Raw genomic sequence first — 17,582 nt, forward strand, 5'->3', positions numbered from 1 at the left:
CGCATGCCCACCAGGATCCTTGCGGCAGTCGGCGACGCGGACGCGGTCCGGTCCCTCACCACGCTGCTCAGCCAGCTCCCCGACGCCGAACCGCAGCCACCCGTCGGCGACTCCACCCAGCTCCTCGACACCCTCGCGCGCCTGGCCGCCGAGTCCGTCGACGACCTGCCCGAGGTCGTGGTGGTGCACGAGCGGATCGGCCCCATCCCGGCGCTGGAGCTGATCCGCGAGGTCGCCCTGCGCTTCCCGGCCGTCGGCGTCATCCTGATCACCTCCGACGCCGGCCCCAGCCTGTTCGCCGCGGCCATGGACTCCGGCGCCCGCGGCCTGGTCGCGCTCCCGCTGTCGTACGAGGAACTGGCCGGCCGGGTACAGGCGGTCGCCCAGTGGTCCATGGGCGTACGACGCCATCTCGGCCACCGCGGCGAGGTGTTCACCCAGGCGGGCGGACGGGTGGTGACGGTCAGCGGCGCCAAAGGCGGGGTGGGAGCCACCCTGACGGCTGTCCAACTGGCCCTGGCCGCGCAGGCCGGCGGCCACAGCACCGCACTGGTCGACCTGGACCTCCAGGCCGGTGACATCGCCTCCTACCTGGACGTCCAGTTCCGCCGCTCCGTCGTGGACCTGGCCGCCATCACCGACATCTCCCCGCGCGTCCTGGCCGACGCCGTCTTCCGCCACGACACCGGCCTCGCCCTGCTCCTCGCCCCCGGCGAGGGCGAACGCGGCGAAGAGGTCACCGACCGCGCCGCCCGGCAGATCATCAGCGCCCTGCGCTCCCGCTACGAGGTGGTGGTGGTCGACTGCGGCGCCCAGCTCAGCGGCGCCGGCGCGGCCGCGGTGGAAATGGCCGACACCGCCCTGCTGGTGGCCACCCCGGACGTGGTCGCCGTCCGCGCCGCCAAACGGACCGTCCGCATGTGGGACCGGCTGCAGATCCGCAAGGCCGAGGAGACGACGGTGGTCGTCAACCGCCACAGCCGCGACACGGAGATCCAGCCACCGCTCATCCGAAAGATCACCGGCGCGGCGCCGGCGGGCACGGCGATCCCCGCGAACTTCAAAGAACTCCAGGCGGTCGTGGACGCCGGACGGCTGCACGAGCTGGACGACAAGAGCACGGTGAGGCAGGCCCTGCGGGCCCTCGCGGGCGAGCTGGGCCTGGTCAAAGCGCCCGACGCCGGCCACACCAACGGCGGCCGGCCGCGCGGCGAGCGGGGACCGGCGAGCTTCAGGCGGCGCAGAAAGGCGGGGCAATGAGAGGGCGGACGAGGGCCTGGGCACGACGCAGGTCGGGGCGCGTACGTGGCTCCGACCGCGGCCAGGTGACCATCGAGCTGCTGGGCATGGCACCGACGATCATCATCACGCTGGTGCTGCTGTGGCAGTGCGTGCTGCTCGGATACACCTACACCCTCGCGGGGAACGCCGCGGACGAGGCGGTGCGCGCGGCAACCGCGACGCCGGCGGCGAGGGGCGAGCGGGCCCGCGCATGCGAGCAGGCGGGACGCAAGGACCTGCCCAGCGCGTGGCAGGACGGCGCCGGCATCAACTGCTCGTCAACCGACGGGGACAGCTACGTCACGGCCGACGTCAGCCTCGCCGTGCCCGTCCTCCTGCCCGGAACGATCGACTTCCCCCTCACCCTGCACGCGCACGCCGGCGCCGTGGCGGAGGTCGGGAACTGACATGCCCTCACCGCGCCACCACCGCGAGCACACAGGCCACCACCACCGCGACCGGGGCCAGGCCGCCCTCGAGTACCTGGGATTCCTTCCCCTCCTGCTGCTGGTCGCCATGGCGGGCATCCAGACCGGGCTCGTCGCCTACACCGCCCAGCAGGCCGCAACGGCGGCCCGTGCCGGGGCGCGTGCGGCCTCCCTCGGCCAGGACGCCCAGCAGGCCTGCGCCCGGGCGGTCAGCAGCTGGCTCGCGGACGACACCACCTGCACGTTCTCACCCGGCGGTGACACCGCCACCGTCACCGCCACGGTCCACATCCCCTCGGTCATCCCCCTGTGGGACCCGATCGGTGACGCCCGCAAGAGCGCCACCATGCCGCTCGAGAACTGACATCAAGGACGAGGAGCCCAGCAACCCATGAGCCTGCGCGCGCGTATCCACTCCCCCGAGGAGCACGCCGGCCGGGGCGAGGACGCTCACCTGATCGCCTCCTACCGCGCGAAACTCCTTGAGGAGATCGACCTCGCGGAGATGAGTTCGCTCGCCGCCGCCGAACGCCGGGCGCGACTGGAGCGGGTGCTCGGACACATCATCAGCCGCGAGGGCCCGGTCCTGTCGACCGTGGAACGCTCCCAGCTGATCCGCCGCGTGGTCGACGAGGCACTCGGACTCGGCATCCTCGAGCCGCTCCTGGAGGACGCGTCCATCACGGAGATCATGGTGAACGGCTCCGACACCGTCTTCGTCGAGCGCGGCGGCCGGGTCGAGCAGCTCCCGCTGCGCTTCGCCTCCAACGACCAGCTGATGCAGACCATCGAACGGATCGTCTCCACCGTCAACCGCCGGGTGGACGAGTCCAACCCGATGGTCGACGCCCGCCTGCCCTCCGGCGAACGCGTCAACGTGATCATCCCGCCGCTGTCACTGACCGGCCCCACCCTCACCATCCGCCGCTTCCCGCGCTCCTTCACCCTGCCCGAGCTGATCGGCTTCGGCTCCCTCGACGAACACATGCTCTTCCTGCTGGCCGCCCTGGTGCAGGCCAAGTTCAACATCATCGTCTCCGGGGCCACCGGCACCGGCAAGACCACCCTGCTCAACGCGCTGTCCGGGCTCATCCCCGCGCACGAACGCATCATCACCATCGAAGACTCCGCCGAACTCCAGCTCCAGCAGACCCACGTCATCCGGCTCGAGTCCCGCCCCCCGAACGTCGAGGGCAAGGGCCAGATCACCATCCGCGACCTGGTCCGCAACTCACTGCGCATGCGCCCCGACCGCATCGTCGTCGGCGAGGTCCGCGGCGGCGAGTCCCTCGACATGCTGCAGGCGATGTCCACCGGTCACGACGGCTCGCTGGCCACCGTCCACGCCAACAACGCCGAAGACGCCTTGATGCGGCTGCAGACGCTGGCCTCCATGTCCGACATCGAGGTCCCCTTCGTCGCGCTGCACGACCAGATCAACAGCGCCGTCGACGTCATCGTCCAGCTCACCCGCTTCTCCGACGGCGCCCGCCGCATCACCGAGATCGCCCTCCTGGACAGCCACGGCGGGGAGCCGTACCGGCTGGCGACCGTCGCCCGGTTCGCCGCCAGGCCCATGACAGCCGACGGCCGGATCCACGGCGCCTTCGTCCACCACCCCCTGCCCCGCCGCAGCGCCGACCGCCTCTACATGGCCGGCCAGCCCGTCCCGCAGGCCTTCGGCGTCGCCAAGTCCACCGACCAGCTGTCCACCAGAGAAGCCAGGTAAGCAGGCAGGAATCCCACCCCCATGTCTCTGAGCACCCTCGTCACCCTCACCACCGGCGTCACCCTGCTGACCTGCGTCCTGGCCGTCATCGGACTCCACGCCTACGCCACGGGCAGAGCCCAGCAGCAGGACCTCGCCGACCGGCTGTCCCAGACCGGGCAGGCCGCCATCGGCCGCCGGCGTCGCTTCGGCCGCCTGGACGGCCGTCTGCGCCGCACCCGCCTGGGCCGGAAACTGGAATTGCGGCTGGCCGCGACCGGCCTGGACCTCACCCCCGGCGAGTTCTCCGCCGCCATGCTCACCTCCGTCGCCGCGCTCTGGCTCACCGGCCAGGTGACCCTCGCCCCCTTCTTCGGCCCGCTCGCCGGTCTCCTCGGCATCTGGGCGGCGATGCAGTTCCTCAACTGGCAGCGCCACAGACGCATCGAGAAATTCATCAACCAACTCCCCGAACTCGCCCGCATCCTGGCCAACGCCACCCAGGCCGGCCTCGCCCTGCGCACCGCCATCGCCATGGCGGCGGAGGAACTGGAGGCCCCGGCCGGCGAAGAACTGGCCAAGGTCGCCCACCAGCTGGCCCTGGGCGCGCCGATGGACGACGCCCTGGGCGAACTGACCGACCGCCTCCCCTCCCGTGAACTGGTCGTCCTCGTCACCACCCTGGTGCTGTCCAACCGGGCGGGCGGCCAGGTCGTCAGCGCCCTGCGCAACCTCACCCAGACCCTGGAGGAACGCAAGGAGACCCGCCGCGAAGTCCGCACCCAGCTCTCCCAGGTCAACATGACCTCCTACGCCGTCCCCGTCCTCGGCATCGGCGCGCTCTTCCTCATGAACAGCGTCAAAGCCGGCGCCCTGGACCGCATGACCGGCTCCCCCGTCGGCCAGGCCGCGGTGATCACCGCGTTCGCCCTGTATGCCGTCGGCTTCATCCTCATCCGCCGCCTGTCCCGCATCGACGTCTGAACCCGCGCGACGAACCACTCACGTAAGAAAGGAGGAGGCAGGGATGGCACTGCTACTCGCGCTGGCAACGGGCCTCAGCGTCTGGGGAATCCTCGCCGGCATCCGCATCTACCGGGCCGACGCCCCACTGCCCGACGATCTCGCACTGGCCCTTCAAGTGGGCTCCACCCGCACCGGAGCGGTCGACTCCCTCGTCGACCGCCTCGGCATGCGCTACGCCCCCGCCGTGCTGCGCATGATGGGACCCAAACGGGTCGCCGCATACCGCCGCAGGATCGACCTCGCCGGCAACCCCGGCGGCCTGACCATCGACCGCTACGCAGCCCGCCGCGCCGTCTACGGCGCCCTCGGCGCAACCGGCACCCTCGTGTTCTGCATACGCGGCCAGTGGTTCGTGGCCCTGCTGCTCCTGCTGTTCGGCGCGCTGTGGACGGAGGCCGGCATCTGGGCCGCCATCCGCATCCGCAAGGACGTCATCGAGCGCACCTTGCCCGACTTCCTCGACGTGCTGGCCGTGGTGGTCAGCGCCGGACTCGGCTTCCGCCAGGCCCTGGACCGGGTCGCATCCAAATACCAAGGTCCCTGGGCCGACGAACTGCGCATCACCCTGCGCCAGATGGACCTCGGCGTCCCACGCCGTCACGCCTTCGCCGAACTCCGCCGCCGCAACGACTCCGAGCAAGTCGCCATGTTCGTCACCGCGCTCCAGCAAGGCGAGGAACTGGGCGCCCCCATCGTCGACACCCTCGTCGCCCTCGCCACCGACATGCGCCGTACCGACGCTCAGAACGCCCGCCGCAAAGCCGCCCGCGCCGTCCCCAAAGCCACCATGATGATCACCACCTTCATGGTCCCCGCCACCATGATCCTCCTCGGCGCAGGCCTCCTCCTCGGCTCCGGCGTGGACTTCAGCTCCGTCGTCGGCAAATAGAAGGCGGAGCGAGGACCACCATGACAACCGCCGAGCAACACACCCGCCTGCTCCGCCGCCGCCCCAAAATTCCTGAAATCACCAGACCCCCCGCAAGCACCCTCCTGCCCACCCACACCCGCACCAGTGAGCCGGACATTGCGGTGACGCCAGTGCCGTCGGCGACGGGGCGGGAAACGGCGGCCTGCCCGGTGACGTCAGCGACCGGATGGGAAACGGCGGCGAGCCCCGAAGCCTCCCTGCCGGTAGCACCGAGACAGGTGAGGACGTTGCGGGCGAGGCGATGGACAGCCGCCGCGAGTGAAACGCGCTCACAGGGCCCACAGGGGCCGCAAGGCCCACAGCCACAAGGCCCACACTGCCCACCAGGCCGCTCGGAAGCGAACGGGTCCTCCCAAGCGAACATGACCAGGTCCAAGTACTCGAAAACGGGAAGCTCCCAAAAGAGCCCACGTGAGCCGCAGGGCCCAGAGGGCCCGCGGGGGCAGGCCGTAGCCGGCGGCGGCGCTCGCTCGGGCGGTGTCGTCGGCGTGGAGGACCCGGGCGTGGGCGCGGCCGGAGGTCCAGTCGCCGACCGGTGCCCGCAGGGCCTGGCAGCGGAGCAGATCCAGATCAGCGCGTTGCAGGCGATGTGCCGTCACGTCTTCGTCTTCCGGCTGGCGATGATCGCCCTCGCCGCGCCCGCCGCGCTCCTCAACGCCGCTCCCGGCCTGGCCACCCGCCTGGTCGGCGCTGCCGTGGTGGTCACCTTCATGGGCTCCTACGTCCTCTTCAGGGACTGGGAACGCTTCGGCCCCCTCCTCCTGCGCCACCCAGCTCTGCTGGCCCTGGACACCCTCTTCGGCGCCCTGCTCCTGATCGCGGCGGGCCCGGACAGCACCCTGGCCTACGTCTGCGTCTGCACACCCCTTCTCGCCGGGCTCGTCTACGGCTGGCGCGGCGCCGGCCTGTTCGCCTCCCTGCAGTCGCTGATCCTGCTCCTCGTCCACGCCCGTTCCGGGCCTGCGCCCACGGACCTGGCCCAGTCCGCTCTGTTCCCCGGTCTGTGCGTCATCGCCGGCGCGGCCGGCGTCACCCTGCGCAACCTGCTCCTCCACTTCGGCGAGGCCACCCGGGCCCTGACCACCATCCAGGCCCGCCTGGCGGTCACCCAGGCGGTGGACGCCGAACGCACGCGCCTGGCCCGCGAGATGCACGACTCGGTCACCAAGACCCTGCACGGCGTGGCCCTGGCCGCCGACGGCCTCACCCAGTCGGCGGGCGCCGAGGAGATGAACTCGGCCCTGGTCAAGCAACAGGCGGAACTCGTTGCCCGCTCGGCCCGCCGCGCCGCGGTCGAGGGCCGCGAACTCCTCGCCGACCTGCGCCACACAACCGACCCCCGCCACGGCACCGACATACTCGCCGAACTCGCCGTCCACGCCCAAGCCTTCGCCGACCGCACCCAGCTTCCCACCGCCTACCACCCCACAGGCGAGCACACCGAACTGCTCATGCCGCCCGCCGTGGCCCGCCACATCCTCGCCATCGCCTCCGAAGCGATGGACAACGCCCACCGCCACGCGGCACCCAATCGCCTCGACATCACCGCGGGCATCCACGGCGACCTGCTGCACATCAGCATCCGCGACGACGGACCCGGCCTGCCCCCCGGCACCACACTCGAACGACTCAACCGCACCAGCCACTTCGGCCTGATCGGCATGGTCGAACGCGCCGACACCATCGGCGCGTGCATCCATATCGGCCCCGGCAGCCACCCGACGGGCACGGAAGTCCGCCTGGAACTCCCCCTGGACGCCCTGACCACACCGGCCACAGCCACCCACCGCACGACCCGTCCACGATTTTGAGAAAAGGCCCCTGATGCAGGATCCGACATCGAACCCCCCCGAGAGCCCCCCGCACGCGGCACCGGCCGCACTGCTGCGTGTCGTCGTGGCGGACGACAACCCCGTCGTCCGCGCCGGCCTGACGGCCCTGCTCTCCGGCCGAGCGGACATCACGGTGGTCGCCCAGGCAGCAGACGGCCGCTCCGCCTGGGAAGCCGCACACGAGCACCGCCCGGACGTGGTCCTCCTCGACATCCGCATGCCCGGCGTGGACGGCATCTCCGCACTGCCCTACCTCACACCGATAGCCCCGGTCATCATGCTCACCTACAGCCACGAACCGCGGACCGTCCAGGAAGCCCTCGCCCGCGGCGCAAGCGGCTACCTCGTCCACGGCGAATTCACCGCCGACCAACTCATCGCGGCAGTACACGACATCAAGAACGGCAGGGCCCACTTCACACCCACAGCAGCAGGAGCACTGCTCGCCCAATGGCGCCAAGACAACAACCCCGGGCAGAGCCACGAGCAGGGCCCCAACCAGGGCCCTGGACAGGCCCACGGACAGGGACAGGTGCCGGGCCCCATGGGAAACCCGCGTCCGCAGGGCCAGGGGCAGGGGCAGAGCCGCGGGCACGACCACGGCCAGTGGCGGGGCCAGAGTCCCAGTGAGGGGCAGGGCCCAGGGCAGGGCCGGCGACCCACGGCAAGGCCTCTCCCGCAGGGCCCGGGCCGTGCGCACACACCGGAAGCAGCGCCGCCAACGCCCCCAACGTCGGCCGGACCACCTGCTGAAAGGAACCTTCCGCAGATGCAACCGAATGCGGGACAGCCGGTACAGCCCTCGCCCGGGTGGACCGGGGGCCGCCCGACTGCCCTCGACAGGTCCAGGTTCCAACTCAGCACCAGGGAGGAGGAGATCATGGACCTCATCGCGTCCGGCATGACCAACCAGCAGATCGCCGCCACCTGCTTCATCGCCGAGAAGACCGTCAAGAACCACATCAACCGCATCTTCGCCAAGCTCCACAGCACCAGACGCTCCGAAGCCGTCGCCAAGTGGCTGGGCACCACCCCGGGCCCGGGCCCCTCCTCACGAGGGCCGAGGTGAGCCGGGATGACAGTCACGGCAAGAGGCAGCAGCGGCGGTGGCACCCTTCGGGCCCGGGGCAACTGGGCCTGTGTTCGCGGCCGGGACAGCTGGGGCCTACTTGGCGGCCGGGACAGCTGGGTCTGTCTTTGGGGTCGGGATGGGGCCCCGGGACCCTCAGACCGACGGGGTGTGGCGGCATACGTTTCCGGCGTCGCACAGGGCATCAAGACTGAACCCGGAGGAGAACACCATGAGCGATCTGATGCTGAAGACGGCGGTTCGCTGGAAGAACACCGTGACCGAGGCACTGCAGAGCCGCGCCGACGACAAGGGACAGACCGCGGTCGAGTACCTGGGTATCATCGCGGTGGTGGTGGCGATCGTGCTGGCCATCACGGGGACCAGCATCGGCTCGTCCATCCTCGACAAGATCACCAGTCTGGTCGACAAGGTCGGCAACCCCAGTTGACCCGACTGCGACGCTACGGCGACGCAGGGCAGGCCTTCCCCATCTACATCACGGTGGTGGGAGGCCTGCTCTTCCTCGCGCTCGCCTACTTCGCCCTCGGCCAGGCAACGGTGAGCCGTGGCGGTGCACAGACCGCGGCCGACGCCGCCGCACTCGCAGCCGCCCAGGACAAACGGGACCAGCTCGCCGGCGAGTGGGTGAAAGACGTGCTCAACCCGGCCACGTGGCAGCAGATCTTCGACGGCAACGACCAAGAGCTCCGCTCCTCGTGCCGGCGCGCGTCCGAGCTCGCCTCACGCAATGACGCCCACGTACTGGATTGCACACCCAGCGGTGCGCTCGCCTACTCCGTCGAGGTCGAGACGGACAAGGCCATCGGCGCCTCGATCGTGCCCGCCACCAAGGACAAACACTCCCGGGCCCACGCCAGGGCCGTGATCACACCGCTCTGCACGATCACACCCCCTCCCGGAGACGCCGGACCCGACCAACTGCCCCACCTCACCTGCCACCACAGGGACTTCGACCTCGACCCGGAACACCTCACCGACCTGCCCAAACCCCAGGACCTCTTCGACGTGCGCCTGGCCGACTGAACAAGCACACAACGAGCAACGAGCGACGAGCGACGAAGGAACAACAGGAGCGATGAGCATCAGGTCCACTGCGAACACCCACCAAAGGCTGGCCGCACTGATACTCGCAGCCGCCCTGGCCGCCGGTGCGGCCGGCTGCAGCGACGGCAGCAGTGGTGGTGGCGAGAAGCCGAACACGCCGGCATCGACCACGAAGGGCAGCGGACCCCACCAAAGCACTCAGGACAGGCCCTCGCAGGCTTTGTTGGCCGAGCTGCGCGGCCCGGACGGCCTGCTCCTGCAGATCACCTCCGTCCAACGCGATCCGGGCGGCTTCGTCACGGTGAACGGGCAGTTCACGAACAACGGCGCCACGTCGCTGGTCATCCCGTCCCAGGTCCGCGGGGACGAGACAGAAATCCTCAAACACGGCACCTCGCTGGGCGGCGCCACCCTCATAGACACGCAGGGCAAGAAGCGCTACTACGTACTGCGTGACACCGACGGACGGCCCCTGACGACAACCGGTCTCACGACGATCGCAGCAGGCCACACCATCGCAGTCTTCATGCAGTTCCCCGCACCCCCGACCAGTGCCGACGACGTCACCCTGCAACTGCCCGGCTTCACCGCCGCCACCGTCAAGATCTCCGGGTGAGGCGGCCCGCCATGACCCCCACCCCCACCCGCCCACGTCTCACCTTCGCCCTCACCACCGCCACCCTCCTCATCGCCGCCAACCTCCACACCGCCGCAACCGCCCACGCTGACACCGGCCCCAGCAAGCCCCCCACGTCCGAACCCGTCAAGGTCGACCCAGACGACCCCGACCTCAAACCTCCAGAAGGCGCCACCATCGCCGCACCCAAAGTCCTCGACATCACCTCCGCAGTCGAAGACCAGAACGGTCAGGAACGCCGGGAAGACACCAACACGCACCTCACGTTCGCCCTGCAAGCCGACGTACTCTTCACCAAAGACAGCGCCAAACTCAACGACCAGGCCAAGTCACGGATCGACGCGATCGCCGCAGAGATCAATAGGCGCAAGGCGACACACGTCCGGGTCTTCGGCTTCACGGACAACCTCGGCACCCGCCAACACGGCCTCACCCTGTCCAGACAACGCGCCGACGCCGTCCAGCACGTGCTCTCCCACAAGCTGAACAACCCGGGTATCACCTACGACACACGCGGCTACGCCGAGCAATACCCCATCGCCGACAACACCACAGAAAACGGCCGCAAAAAGAACCGGCGCGTCGAAATCACCATCCCCCACACCCACAACTGACACCGCCCCCAGAACCCGAGACCCTCAAGAACCCGCAACCCGTGAGGTCCCGGCGGGCCCCCCACGACACCACCCCACACAGACTGCCCTTCGCGCACTGAAGCACCCCCCAACAGTGCGCGAAGGGCCGCCCTCCGCGCACTGCACTCCCCCGACAGCGCGCGGAGGGCCCCAACACCACCAGAGCCACCCACACCCGACCGCGTCACCCACACGAAAGGATCCGAGCGGGGCGAGCCGAAGGAACCGGGGAAGGAGCGGAGAGGACGGGGCGGTGGACGCGCTGAGGTGAGCGTCCGCGCTGGTGGCGCCGGCCGGGACGGCCACCACCGGCGTACAGGGGAGCGGTGGCAAAGCCGGCGGGGAGGGTTTCCAGCGCGATGTACCGGGCGGCAACCTTTCAGAAACCCGGCCCGGCGCCGTGGACCGCTCCCTCCGCCCCCCCGGCGCGGGTGCCGGACGCCGCCCACGGGGTCATCATGGGAGCGTGATGGACCTGTTCCCACCGATGCCGCTGACGGAGTGGCGGGACACCAAGGAGACACTGCACCGCTTCGCACAGATCGTCGGCAAGATCCGTCTGGCGGCGAGCGCCCGGTGCAACCACTGGTGGAACGTCCCGTTCCATGTCACGGGGCGCGGCATCACCACGCGTCCGATGCGGCAGGTCGACGGGAATCGGATCTTCACGATCGACTTCGACTTCGTCGACCACCGGCTCATCGTCGCGACGCTGGACGGCGAAGAGCGGTCCTTCCCGCTTCCGGGCCAGTCCGTCGCGTCCTTCCACGACGCGACCCTGGCCGCTCTGACCGCGCTGGGCGTTCGGGTGGACATCGCCATTCCCAGGCCCTTCGACCTGCCCGATGCCGGCCGGCCGTTCGCCCAGGACACCGATCACGCGACCTACGATCCCGTGGCCGCCAACCGCTACTGGCGGGTCCTGAGCCAGGTGGCGTCCGTGCTGGAGGAGTTCGCGGCGGGCTACTCGGGAAAGACCAGCCCGGTGCACCACTTCTGGCACACCTTCGACATCGCCCACAGCCGGTTCTCCGGGCGACAGATCGACCAGCCCCGGCAGGCCGACCCCGTCACCCGGGAGGCGTACTCCCGGGAAGTGATCAGCTTCGGCTTCTGGTTCGGCGACGACACCTTCACCGAGCCCGCCTTCTACTCCTACACCGCCCCCGAGCCCGCCGGCCTGGCCGGGGAGCCGCTCAGCCCCGCGTCCGCGCGGTGGGTCACGCGCGGCGACAGCCACCTGGCCGTGCTGCGCTACGACGTGGCCCGCGTCCAGACCGATCCCCGTGCAATCGTCCTCGCCTTCTACGAAAGCGCCTACCGGGCCGGGGCCGGACGCGCCGGATGGGACATCGCGGCGCTCGCGTGCCCCGGAGGCATCACGGACCCGCTCCGGCAGATCTGACTCCGGGACCGGGAGACCAACGATCGAGCGCGGTCAGTGGAGCTGACTCTCCCAGTCCCCGGGACCTTGCCCCGGGGGCCCGTAGTGGGCTGCGAGGCCGGGTGCGCGGTGGGCGGGGCCGACTCCGGCCCCTCGTAGCACTGGCCGGTCTCGATATTCCAGAACCGGCACTCTCCCGGTTCGAGGCTGGTCAGGAAGGGGTGCCCCGCCTCGCGCACGTGCTTCCCTCCGTGCTGTGAGGGTGAGGAATCGCAGCAGCCGGCATGCCCGCACGCCGCGCAGCGCCGCAGGTGGAACCACCACCCCGGTCCGTCGCCCGCCATGCATTCCACGGACCCTGCTCCGCCGGGAGTGGCGGTTGGATCGAGGCCTGGGATCTGGCCCTGTGGCATGAGGGCTGCTTCCCTGATGAGGCGCCGTCGTCAGGTTTTGGTGCTGGTGCGCGCCAGGATGCCTTTGAGCAGCCCCGTGGCCTGGCCCACCTCGATGAGGTAGCCGTCCGGATCGCGCATATAGCAGCGCAGCTCGGCGCGGCGGTCGATGGGCGGGGTGAGGAACTCGGCCCCTTTGGCGGTCGCCGTGGCGTAGAAGTCGTGGATGTCCGCCACCCGTACGTTCAGAAAGCTGGAGACGGTGTTGGGGTCCTCCGGTGTGCGCAGGACGACATCGGGTTTGTCGTCGGTGGGCCCGCCGCCCGGGTTCATGATGATCCAGCTGTTGGCGGCTTTGACGATGCAGGGGTTCTCTTCCAACACCACCGTTCCACCCAGTACGTCGGCGTAGAACGCCCGCGAGCGAGGGACATCGCTGACCGTGAGGAAGTGCGTGAGCACCAGGCCCTCGGCCGGTGCAGGAAGGTCGTCGGCTGTGGCGCCGGCAGACGTGACGTCGGACATATGTCGAGCGTATGGCGCGGATGGCCGTGCGGCATTATCAGCCAGTGCGCCCTTTCACCTGGGAAGTGCCTCGGGTTGGGGTGGGAACACGGACGTCGACCATCCTCATTCTCGCTGGTCAGAGGCACTTTCTACTGGCCTGATGACGTGCTGGACACCGAGCCGCGTGAAAGCCCGAGGCCAGTGCGCCACGCGGTGGCGGAGGTAGACGACTCTCGAGCTGAAGGTGCGGGTCTCGACGAGTCCGAGATCCACCCGGCGCTCGCGCTGGAGCAAGAACGGAATGCCACCGCCAACCAGCACCGGGTAGACCATGATCCGGTACTCGTCGATCAGACCCGACGCGGCCGCCTCGCCGCCTCGGCGGCAAGTGTCGCGCCGCCGATCGCGATGTCACCCTCCCCCGGCTCAGCCCGCAACCGCTCGATCTCCTCCGCCAGGCCGCCGCAAGCCAGACGGGCACTGCCCTGCACCGCCTGTACGCACTCGGGTGAGCGTGCAACCGCAGCCCGGCCGGGACCGGTCACAGGCCGCCCGTGTTCAAAAGCCGGTTGGGAGTGTCGGAACGGACGCCGCGCACGACACCGCGGGTTGCCGTGTGATCGAGCCAGACGTGGACCTCGTTGGCCGTGGCGTGGGGATGGGCGGACAAGTACAGCGCGATCACGCCGGTCGCATGCGGTGCGGCCCAGGACGTCGCGCCGTCGTTCTCCGTGGTGGTACCGCCACCTGCGAGGGCGGCAGTCACCTTCTGGCCGGGGGCGTACAGGTCCACGCACCGTCCGTAGCCCGATCCGTAGGAACCGCCGTCACTCCACGCACGGTCGTTCGAGGTGGAGGCCGCCACGACGATCGTGCCGGGGACACCGGCCGGAGAGTGCTTGCAGGCGTCGTCATGGAAGTTGCCGGCCGACACCACCGTGGGGATCCCTGCGTCGACCATCCTCTTCACGGCCAACTCCAGGGCCCCCGAACGATGGTCGAGGTTGAGCGACATGTTCACCACCGCAGGCTTCTGCGCGTGCGCGGTGACCCACTTGACCGACTTCACCAGGGCCGCCTCGGCCTGCGCCGGGGAGCCACCGCCCCCGCTCTCGCACAAGACGCCCTGGACCCGTACGAGTTCCGCTTTGGGCGCCACCCCGTACCTTGCCCCGCCGATGACGCCCGCGACGAACGTGCCGTGACCGGTCCCTGCCTCGCTGAAGCAGTCACCGGAGTCCTTGGCGCCCACGAAATCGGCCCCGAGGTGGGCACGTCCGCCGAACTCCTTGTGGGCGATGTCCATCCCGGTGTCGATCACGTAGACGTGAACGCCCTTGCCGGTGGCGGTGGCGGTGAACTTCCCGTTCAGGGGCCGCGACCGCTGGTCCAGAATGTCCAGGTTCCACGGCACGTTCCGGGTGATGGGCGCCGCCGCGCCCGGTGCGATCCCGGACAGCTTTTCCACAGTTCCGGGAGACGTCGGCGCCGCCCCGTCCCCCGAGGATGCCTCCGCCTTCCCCTGCGCAGGGAGCTTCCCGCCGCTCCCCCCGGCCGCCGCGCCGGCTTCCCCACCACAGGCCGAGGCCCCCAGCACCGTCACCATGGCCACCACCATGAGACCGGCCCTCGTCACGTTCCGCGTCACAACGTCCCCCCTGCTTCGTGCACGGTCAGCGCACAAGACGACCCCGGGGGGCGAACGGTTCCAGCCAGGCGGGCGGATCGGGCCGCAGAACCGACGGACCTTCACAGCCGGTCGCCCACACCGAGGGTGCGCCGTCCCAACGCCACCGCACACCAACGATCACCGAGCGAGCGGGCCCCCTCTCGGTGCCCGGGCCGCCCCCTCCCCGCGGTCCGGCACCGGGCCGACAGGTCATCTGACGCCGAAGGAGATGCACCGTGACGGTCACCCCGGAGAACTACGGGGACCGGTGACAGTCGGCCACCGCCCGGCGGGCGGACTACTCAAGCCGAGCGGCTGTCGACAAGGCCGACACGGCGACGAGAATGGACATCCACATCACGCCCTGGGGGCAGCGTGTTGCCACTTCGTCGCCAAGAAGCCGGCCCGAGTCGGGGCTGGCTGAAGTACCTGACCGCTGTGGGGATCGGAGCCTGCGCGCTGGGACTCGCCGCCACTTGGACGACCGGTCCCCTCGCCACCGGAATCGGTGCAGCCGTCACGGCCGTGTACAGCCTCGTAGCGGACCACATGCGGCCGCAGCGCTCTGGTGCGCACGCCGCGGCGCTGCTGCGGACCACGTCGGGCCGCATTCCAAGATTCCACCAGCTGGACCGTCCCGAACTGGCCGGCGTGCACCCCGCGGACGGCCAGCACGCTCAGCCGGCACCCCCCTATGTGGAACGTGACGCCGAGCCGCTGTTGCGGGAAGCGCTGACCCAGAGCGGCTTCGTTCTCATCGTGGGTGAGTCGACCGCCGGGAAGACACGGCTGGCCTACGAGGTCGCCCGGTCGCTCTTTCCCCGGCACGCCTTCGTACGTCCTCTGACCAGGACCGCTCTGGATGCCGCCATCGAGGTGGCCCGGCGCCGCAGGCGCGCCGTCCTGTGGCTGGATGACCTCGAGGACTTCCTGGGCGCCGACGGGCTGACCCCGTACATGCTGGCGGGACTGCTCCAAGGGCGGTCCGGGCGTACCGTGGTGCTGGCGACGATGCGGTCGCAGGAATACCGCCGCTATGACGCCCGGGAGGAAAGCAGGCTCACCGGATCCGACCGGGACGCATGGCGGGTCCAGCGAGAGGTCCTGGACCGGGCGAGGAAGATCCGCCTCGCCCGTCACTGGTCACCCACGGAACAGCACCGCGCCGCGGCACATCAGGCCGATCCGCGGATCCGACTCGCCCTGCAGAGTTGCGACCGGTTCGGCATCGCGGAAGTCGTCGCAGCGGGCCCCGAATTGCTTGCTGCCTGGGAGAACGCCTGGGCACCCGGGACCAACCCACGCGGCGCGGCCGTGGTGGCCACGGCGGTCGACTGCCGCCGCTCGGGACTGCGGCGCCCGGTGAGCAGACAGTGGCTCCAGGAACTCCATCCGCCGTATCTCGCTGAGCGCGGCGGGCCCGACCTGCAACCCGAGCCTTTCGAGCAGGCGATGCAATGGGCCTGCAAGGCCGCCTACGCCACGAGCGGACTGCTGGTCGGCAACTACAGTCAGGGCTACCTGGCGTTCGACTACCTGCTGAACACGCCGGGACTGCCGCCGGTGCCGGATCATCTGTGGGAGGCACTGCTGACCCGGGTGGGGGCCGCCGACGCCTACGACATGGGTCTGGTCGCCCACCAGGCGAACCAGCTGTCGCGCGCGGTCGCGGCACTCGAACTGGCCCAGGCCGGGGGTGCGGCCGGCGCGGACTTCCTGCTGGCGATCGCTGTCGGAGACCGTGGCTGGCCGCGCCAGGCGGTGCGCAATCTCGAGAATGTCGTACGGCGCAGGCGTGCCGCCCTCGGTGCGTGCCACCCCCAGACGCTCTCGGCCCGGCATCAGCTGGCCTTCTTCAGGGGGGAGGCCGGCGACGCGCAGGCGGCCGGCGACGCATTCAGCGAACTGGTGGTCGACACAACGGCGGCCCTGGGGCCGACCCACACCGACACACTGGCCGCCCGGCATCAGCAGGCCTACTTCACCGGAGAGGCCGGCGACACCCGAACGGCGGTACGGCAGCTGCGGGCTCTCCTGGAGGACCGATTACGACGGGAAGGGCCGGACCATCCCCAAGTCCTCGCCACCCGGCGCAGTCTCATCTGGTTCTCCAGCCTTCATGAGGATCTCGCCGGGGCCCAAATCCAGCTGCGGCGGCTTCTGAAAGATGCGCAGCGCTGCCTCGGGCCGGACGACCCGCACACGCTCGCCATCGTGAGTACCCAGGCCGCGCTCGCTGCCCGAGCGGGCCGAACGGACGAGGCGGAGGCGGCATTCGCGCAGCTGGTGATCGACCGCAGCCGGGTACTGGGCTCAGACCACCCCCACGTCGTACACACTCGCCTGCAAAGGTGCCAAGCGCTGATGGCCGAAGGCCGTACCGCACAGGCACATGAGCTGCTGACCCAGGTCCTCCAGGACGCGGAGCGAGTCCTCGAGCCCGGACACCGCCACATTCATCTCGCGCGGCTCATGCTCGGCCAAGCGCGAGAGTGACGGGGGCATGGTTGGCCTCAACGTCCGTGCAGCGGCGCGCCACCCTGATCGGCATGATGCTGTGAGCCGCCGCCTGCGCCGCCCAGCCGGCGATCGCCTCCACAGCGGCAAACGCGAGCATCCCGGCCACCGCATCCTGGCATTCTCAGTCGAGGCCGCCGGTGTCTTCGATGTGCTGGACGAAGGCCGTTACGTCCCGGGGACGGGTGGCGTCGGGGACGAGCGTGCCCTCCAGGCCCTCCTCAATCCCCCATTATTCCGTGTTGAACATGACCGGGACGTCCGCCGGTGCCACGTGGTTCCTGCGCCACAGCGCGAACCGAGCCGCCAAGTGGGCGTTGCAGTCCAGGACGGACACGCCCTCGGGTTCCAGGAACCAGCGTGTTTGACGAGCTGATCATTGCCGGGATCGGGACCTAGAACTCACAACGCCGAGATCACCGTCAACTGCGGCAAGAACTCCGCGATCGCCTGCCCCTTCCACGTCGTTGACCAGATGCCCGCACATTTTCGAAACTG

The 17,582-nt window shown here is 70.0% G+C and carries 16 protein-coding genes and 2 pseudogenes; 14 read left to right on the forward strand and 4 right to left on the reverse strand.

What is annotated here, in order from left to right; genetic code table 11:
• Positions 1-3: 3 nt before the first annotated feature.
• The 13 genes from AC07CM_RS34375 to AC07CM_RS34435 all read left to right on the forward strand — a co-directional run bounded on the left by AC07CM_RS34375 (position 4) and on the right by AC07CM_RS34435 (position 12,020).
• Positions 4-1,260, forward strand: coding sequence for a CpaE/TadZ family protein (locus tag AC07CM_RS34375; RefSeq protein WP_478880399.1), 1,257 nt, complete (start codon positions 4-6; stop codon positions 1,258-1,260).
• A complete protein-coding gene (locus tag AC07CM_RS34380; protein WP_478880400.1) occupies positions 1,257-1,688 on the forward strand; it encodes a pilus assembly protein in 432 nt (143 codons plus the stop codon). The genes AC07CM_RS34375 and AC07CM_RS34380 overlap by 4 nt, the downstream gene beginning before the upstream one ends.
• 1 nt (position 1,689) lies before the next feature.
• The gene (locus AC07CM_RS34385) at positions 1,690-2,073 is read left to right on the forward strand and encodes a TadE/TadG family type IV pilus assembly protein (protein ID WP_478880401.1); all 384 of its coding nucleotides are present in this window, start codon (positions 1,690-1,692) and stop codon (positions 2,071-2,073) included.
• Positions 2,074-2,100: 27 nt separating this feature from the next.
• Positions 2,101-3,438 carry a CpaF family protein gene (locus AC07CM_RS34390; RefSeq protein ID WP_478880402.1) on the forward strand — a complete coding sequence of 446 codons (1,338 nt, stop codon included), beginning with the start codon at positions 2,101-2,103 and terminating at the stop codon, positions 3,436-3,438.
• A 21-nt stretch (positions 3,439-3,459) separates the two neighbouring features.
• Positions 3,460-4,401 (forward strand): type II secretion system F family protein, encoded by a 942-nt coding sequence (locus AC07CM_RS34395; protein ID WP_478880403.1) that lies wholly within the window; start codon positions 3,460-3,462, stop codon positions 4,399-4,401.
• A 43-nt stretch (positions 4,402-4,444) separates the two neighbouring features.
• Positions 4,445-5,332, forward strand: coding sequence for a DUF5936 domain-containing protein (locus AC07CM_RS34400; RefSeq protein WP_478880404.1), 888 nt, complete (start codon positions 4,445-4,447; stop codon positions 5,330-5,332).
• A gap of 404 nt (positions 5,333-5,736) precedes the next feature.
• Positions 5,737-7,185 (forward strand): sensor histidine kinase, encoded by a 1,449-nt coding sequence (locus tag AC07CM_RS34405; protein WP_478880405.1) that lies wholly within the window; start codon positions 5,737-5,739, stop codon positions 7,183-7,185.
• A 13-nt stretch (positions 7,186-7,198) separates the two neighbouring features.
• Positions 7,199-8,275 carry a response regulator transcription factor gene (locus tag AC07CM_RS34410; protein WP_478880406.1) on the forward strand — a complete coding sequence of 359 codons (1,077 nt, stop codon included), beginning with the start codon at positions 7,199-7,201 and terminating at the stop codon, positions 8,273-8,275.
• Between the two features lie 232 nt (positions 8,276-8,507).
• On the forward strand, positions 8,508-8,726 hold the full coding sequence (locus AC07CM_RS34415; RefSeq protein WP_478880407.1) for a Flp family type IVb pilin: 219 nt from the start codon (positions 8,508-8,510) through the stop codon (positions 8,724-8,726).
• Positions 8,723-9,322, forward strand: a complete 600-nt coding sequence (locus tag AC07CM_RS34420; protein ID WP_478880408.1) for a pilus assembly protein TadG-related protein — start codon at positions 8,723-8,725, stop codon at positions 9,320-9,322. Before AC07CM_RS34415 ends, AC07CM_RS34420 begins: the two co-directional genes overlap by 4 nt.
• A gap of 52 nt (positions 9,323-9,374) precedes the next feature.
• The gene (locus AC07CM_RS34425) at positions 9,375-9,959 is read left to right on the forward strand and encodes a hypothetical protein (protein ID WP_478880409.1); all 585 of its coding nucleotides are present in this window, start codon (positions 9,375-9,377) and stop codon (positions 9,957-9,959) included.
• Positions 9,960-9,970: 11 nt separating this feature from the next.
• Positions 9,971-10,594: an OmpA family protein gene (locus AC07CM_RS34430; protein ID WP_478880410.1), complete on the forward strand. Its 624-nt coding sequence runs from the start codon at positions 9,971-9,973 to the stop codon at positions 10,592-10,594.
• Positions 10,595-11,084: 490 nt separating this feature from the next.
• Complete coding sequence (locus AC07CM_RS34435; RefSeq protein ID WP_478880480.1) at positions 11,085-12,020, forward strand: DUF5996 family protein; 936 nt, start codon at positions 11,085-11,087, stop codon at positions 12,018-12,020.
• 33 nt (positions 12,021-12,053) lie between these two features.
• On the opposite strand, the pseudogene AC07CM_RS34440 reads toward AC07CM_RS34435, so the two are convergent.
• The 4 genes and pseudogenes from AC07CM_RS34440 to AC07CM_RS34455 form a co-directional block, all read right to left on the reverse strand.
• A pseudogene (locus AC07CM_RS34440) lies at positions 12,054-12,412 on the reverse strand (UBP-type zinc finger domain-containing protein).
• A gap of 30 nt (positions 12,413-12,442) precedes the next feature.
• Positions 12,443-12,916, reverse strand: coding sequence for a VOC family protein (locus AC07CM_RS34445; RefSeq protein WP_478880411.1), 474 nt, complete (start codon positions 12,914-12,916; stop codon positions 12,443-12,445).
• Between the two features lie 186 nt (positions 12,917-13,102).
• Positions 13,103-13,398, reverse strand: a pseudogene (locus AC07CM_RS34450) (dihydrofolate reductase family protein); the annotation flags it as partial.
• A 41-nt stretch (positions 13,399-13,439) separates the two neighbouring features.
• Positions 13,440-14,366, reverse strand: a complete 927-nt coding sequence (locus AC07CM_RS34455; RefSeq protein ID WP_478880412.1) for a S8 family peptidase — start codon at positions 14,364-14,366, stop codon at positions 13,440-13,442.
• 639 nt (positions 14,367-15,005) lie between these two features.
• Between AC07CM_RS34455 and AC07CM_RS34460 the strand changes: the two genes are divergently transcribed.
• On the forward strand, positions 15,006-17,063 hold the full coding sequence (locus AC07CM_RS34460; RefSeq protein WP_478880413.1) for an nSTAND3 domain-containing NTPase: 2,058 nt from the start codon (positions 15,006-15,008) through the stop codon (positions 17,061-17,063).
• Positions 17,064-17,582: the final 519 nt, after the last annotated feature.

This window comes from Streptomyces sp. NPDC044061, assembly GCF_056434305.1.

What these genes read in the sequence shown, in the direction of transcription:
- AC07CM_RS34435 (WP_478880480.1), top strand. Translation starts at nt 11,085, where the DNA reads ATGGACCTGTTCCCACCGATGCCGCTGACGGAGTGGCGGGACACCAAG.
- AC07CM_RS34380 (WP_478880400.1), top strand. Translation starts at nt 1,257, where the DNA reads ATGAGAGGGCGGACGAGGGCCTGGGCACGACGCAGGTCGGGGCGCGTA.
- AC07CM_RS34385 (WP_478880401.1), top strand. Translation starts at nt 1,690, where the DNA reads ATGCCCTCACCGCGCCACCACCGCGAGCACACAGGCCACCACCACCGC.
- AC07CM_RS34400 (WP_478880404.1), top strand. Translation starts at nt 4,445, where the DNA reads ATGGCACTGCTACTCGCGCTGGCAACGGGCCTCAGCGTCTGGGGAATC.
- AC07CM_RS34405 (WP_478880405.1), top strand. Translation starts at nt 5,737, where the DNA reads ATGACCAGGTCCAAGTACTCGAAAACGGGAAGCTCCCAAAAGAGCCCA.
- AC07CM_RS34390 (WP_478880402.1), top strand. Translation starts at nt 2,101, where the DNA reads ATGAGCCTGCGCGCGCGTATCCACTCCCCCGAGGAGCACGCCGGCCGG.
- AC07CM_RS34415 (WP_478880407.1), top strand. Translation starts at nt 8,508, where the DNA reads ATGAGCGATCTGATGCTGAAGACGGCGGTTCGCTGGAAGAACACCGTG.
- AC07CM_RS34410 (WP_478880406.1), top strand. Translation starts at nt 7,199, where the DNA reads ATGCAGGATCCGACATCGAACCCCCCCGAGAGCCCCCCGCACGCGGCA.
- AC07CM_RS34430 (WP_478880410.1), top strand. Translation starts at nt 9,971, where the DNA reads ATGACCCCCACCCCCACCCGCCCACGTCTCACCTTCGCCCTCACCACC.
- AC07CM_RS34395 (WP_478880403.1), top strand. Translation starts at nt 3,460, where the DNA reads ATGTCTCTGAGCACCCTCGTCACCCTCACCACCGGCGTCACCCTGCTG.
- AC07CM_RS34375 (WP_478880399.1), top strand. Translation starts at nt 4, where the DNA reads ATGCCCACCAGGATCCTTGCGGCAGTCGGCGACGCGGACGCGGTCCGG.
- AC07CM_RS34445 (WP_478880411.1), bottom strand. Translation starts at nt 12,916, where the DNA reads ATGTCCGACGTCACGTCTGCCGGCGCCACAGCCGACGACCTTCCTGCA.
- AC07CM_RS34425 (WP_478880409.1), top strand. Translation starts at nt 9,375, where the DNA reads ATGAGCATCAGGTCCACTGCGAACACCCACCAAAGGCTGGCCGCACTG.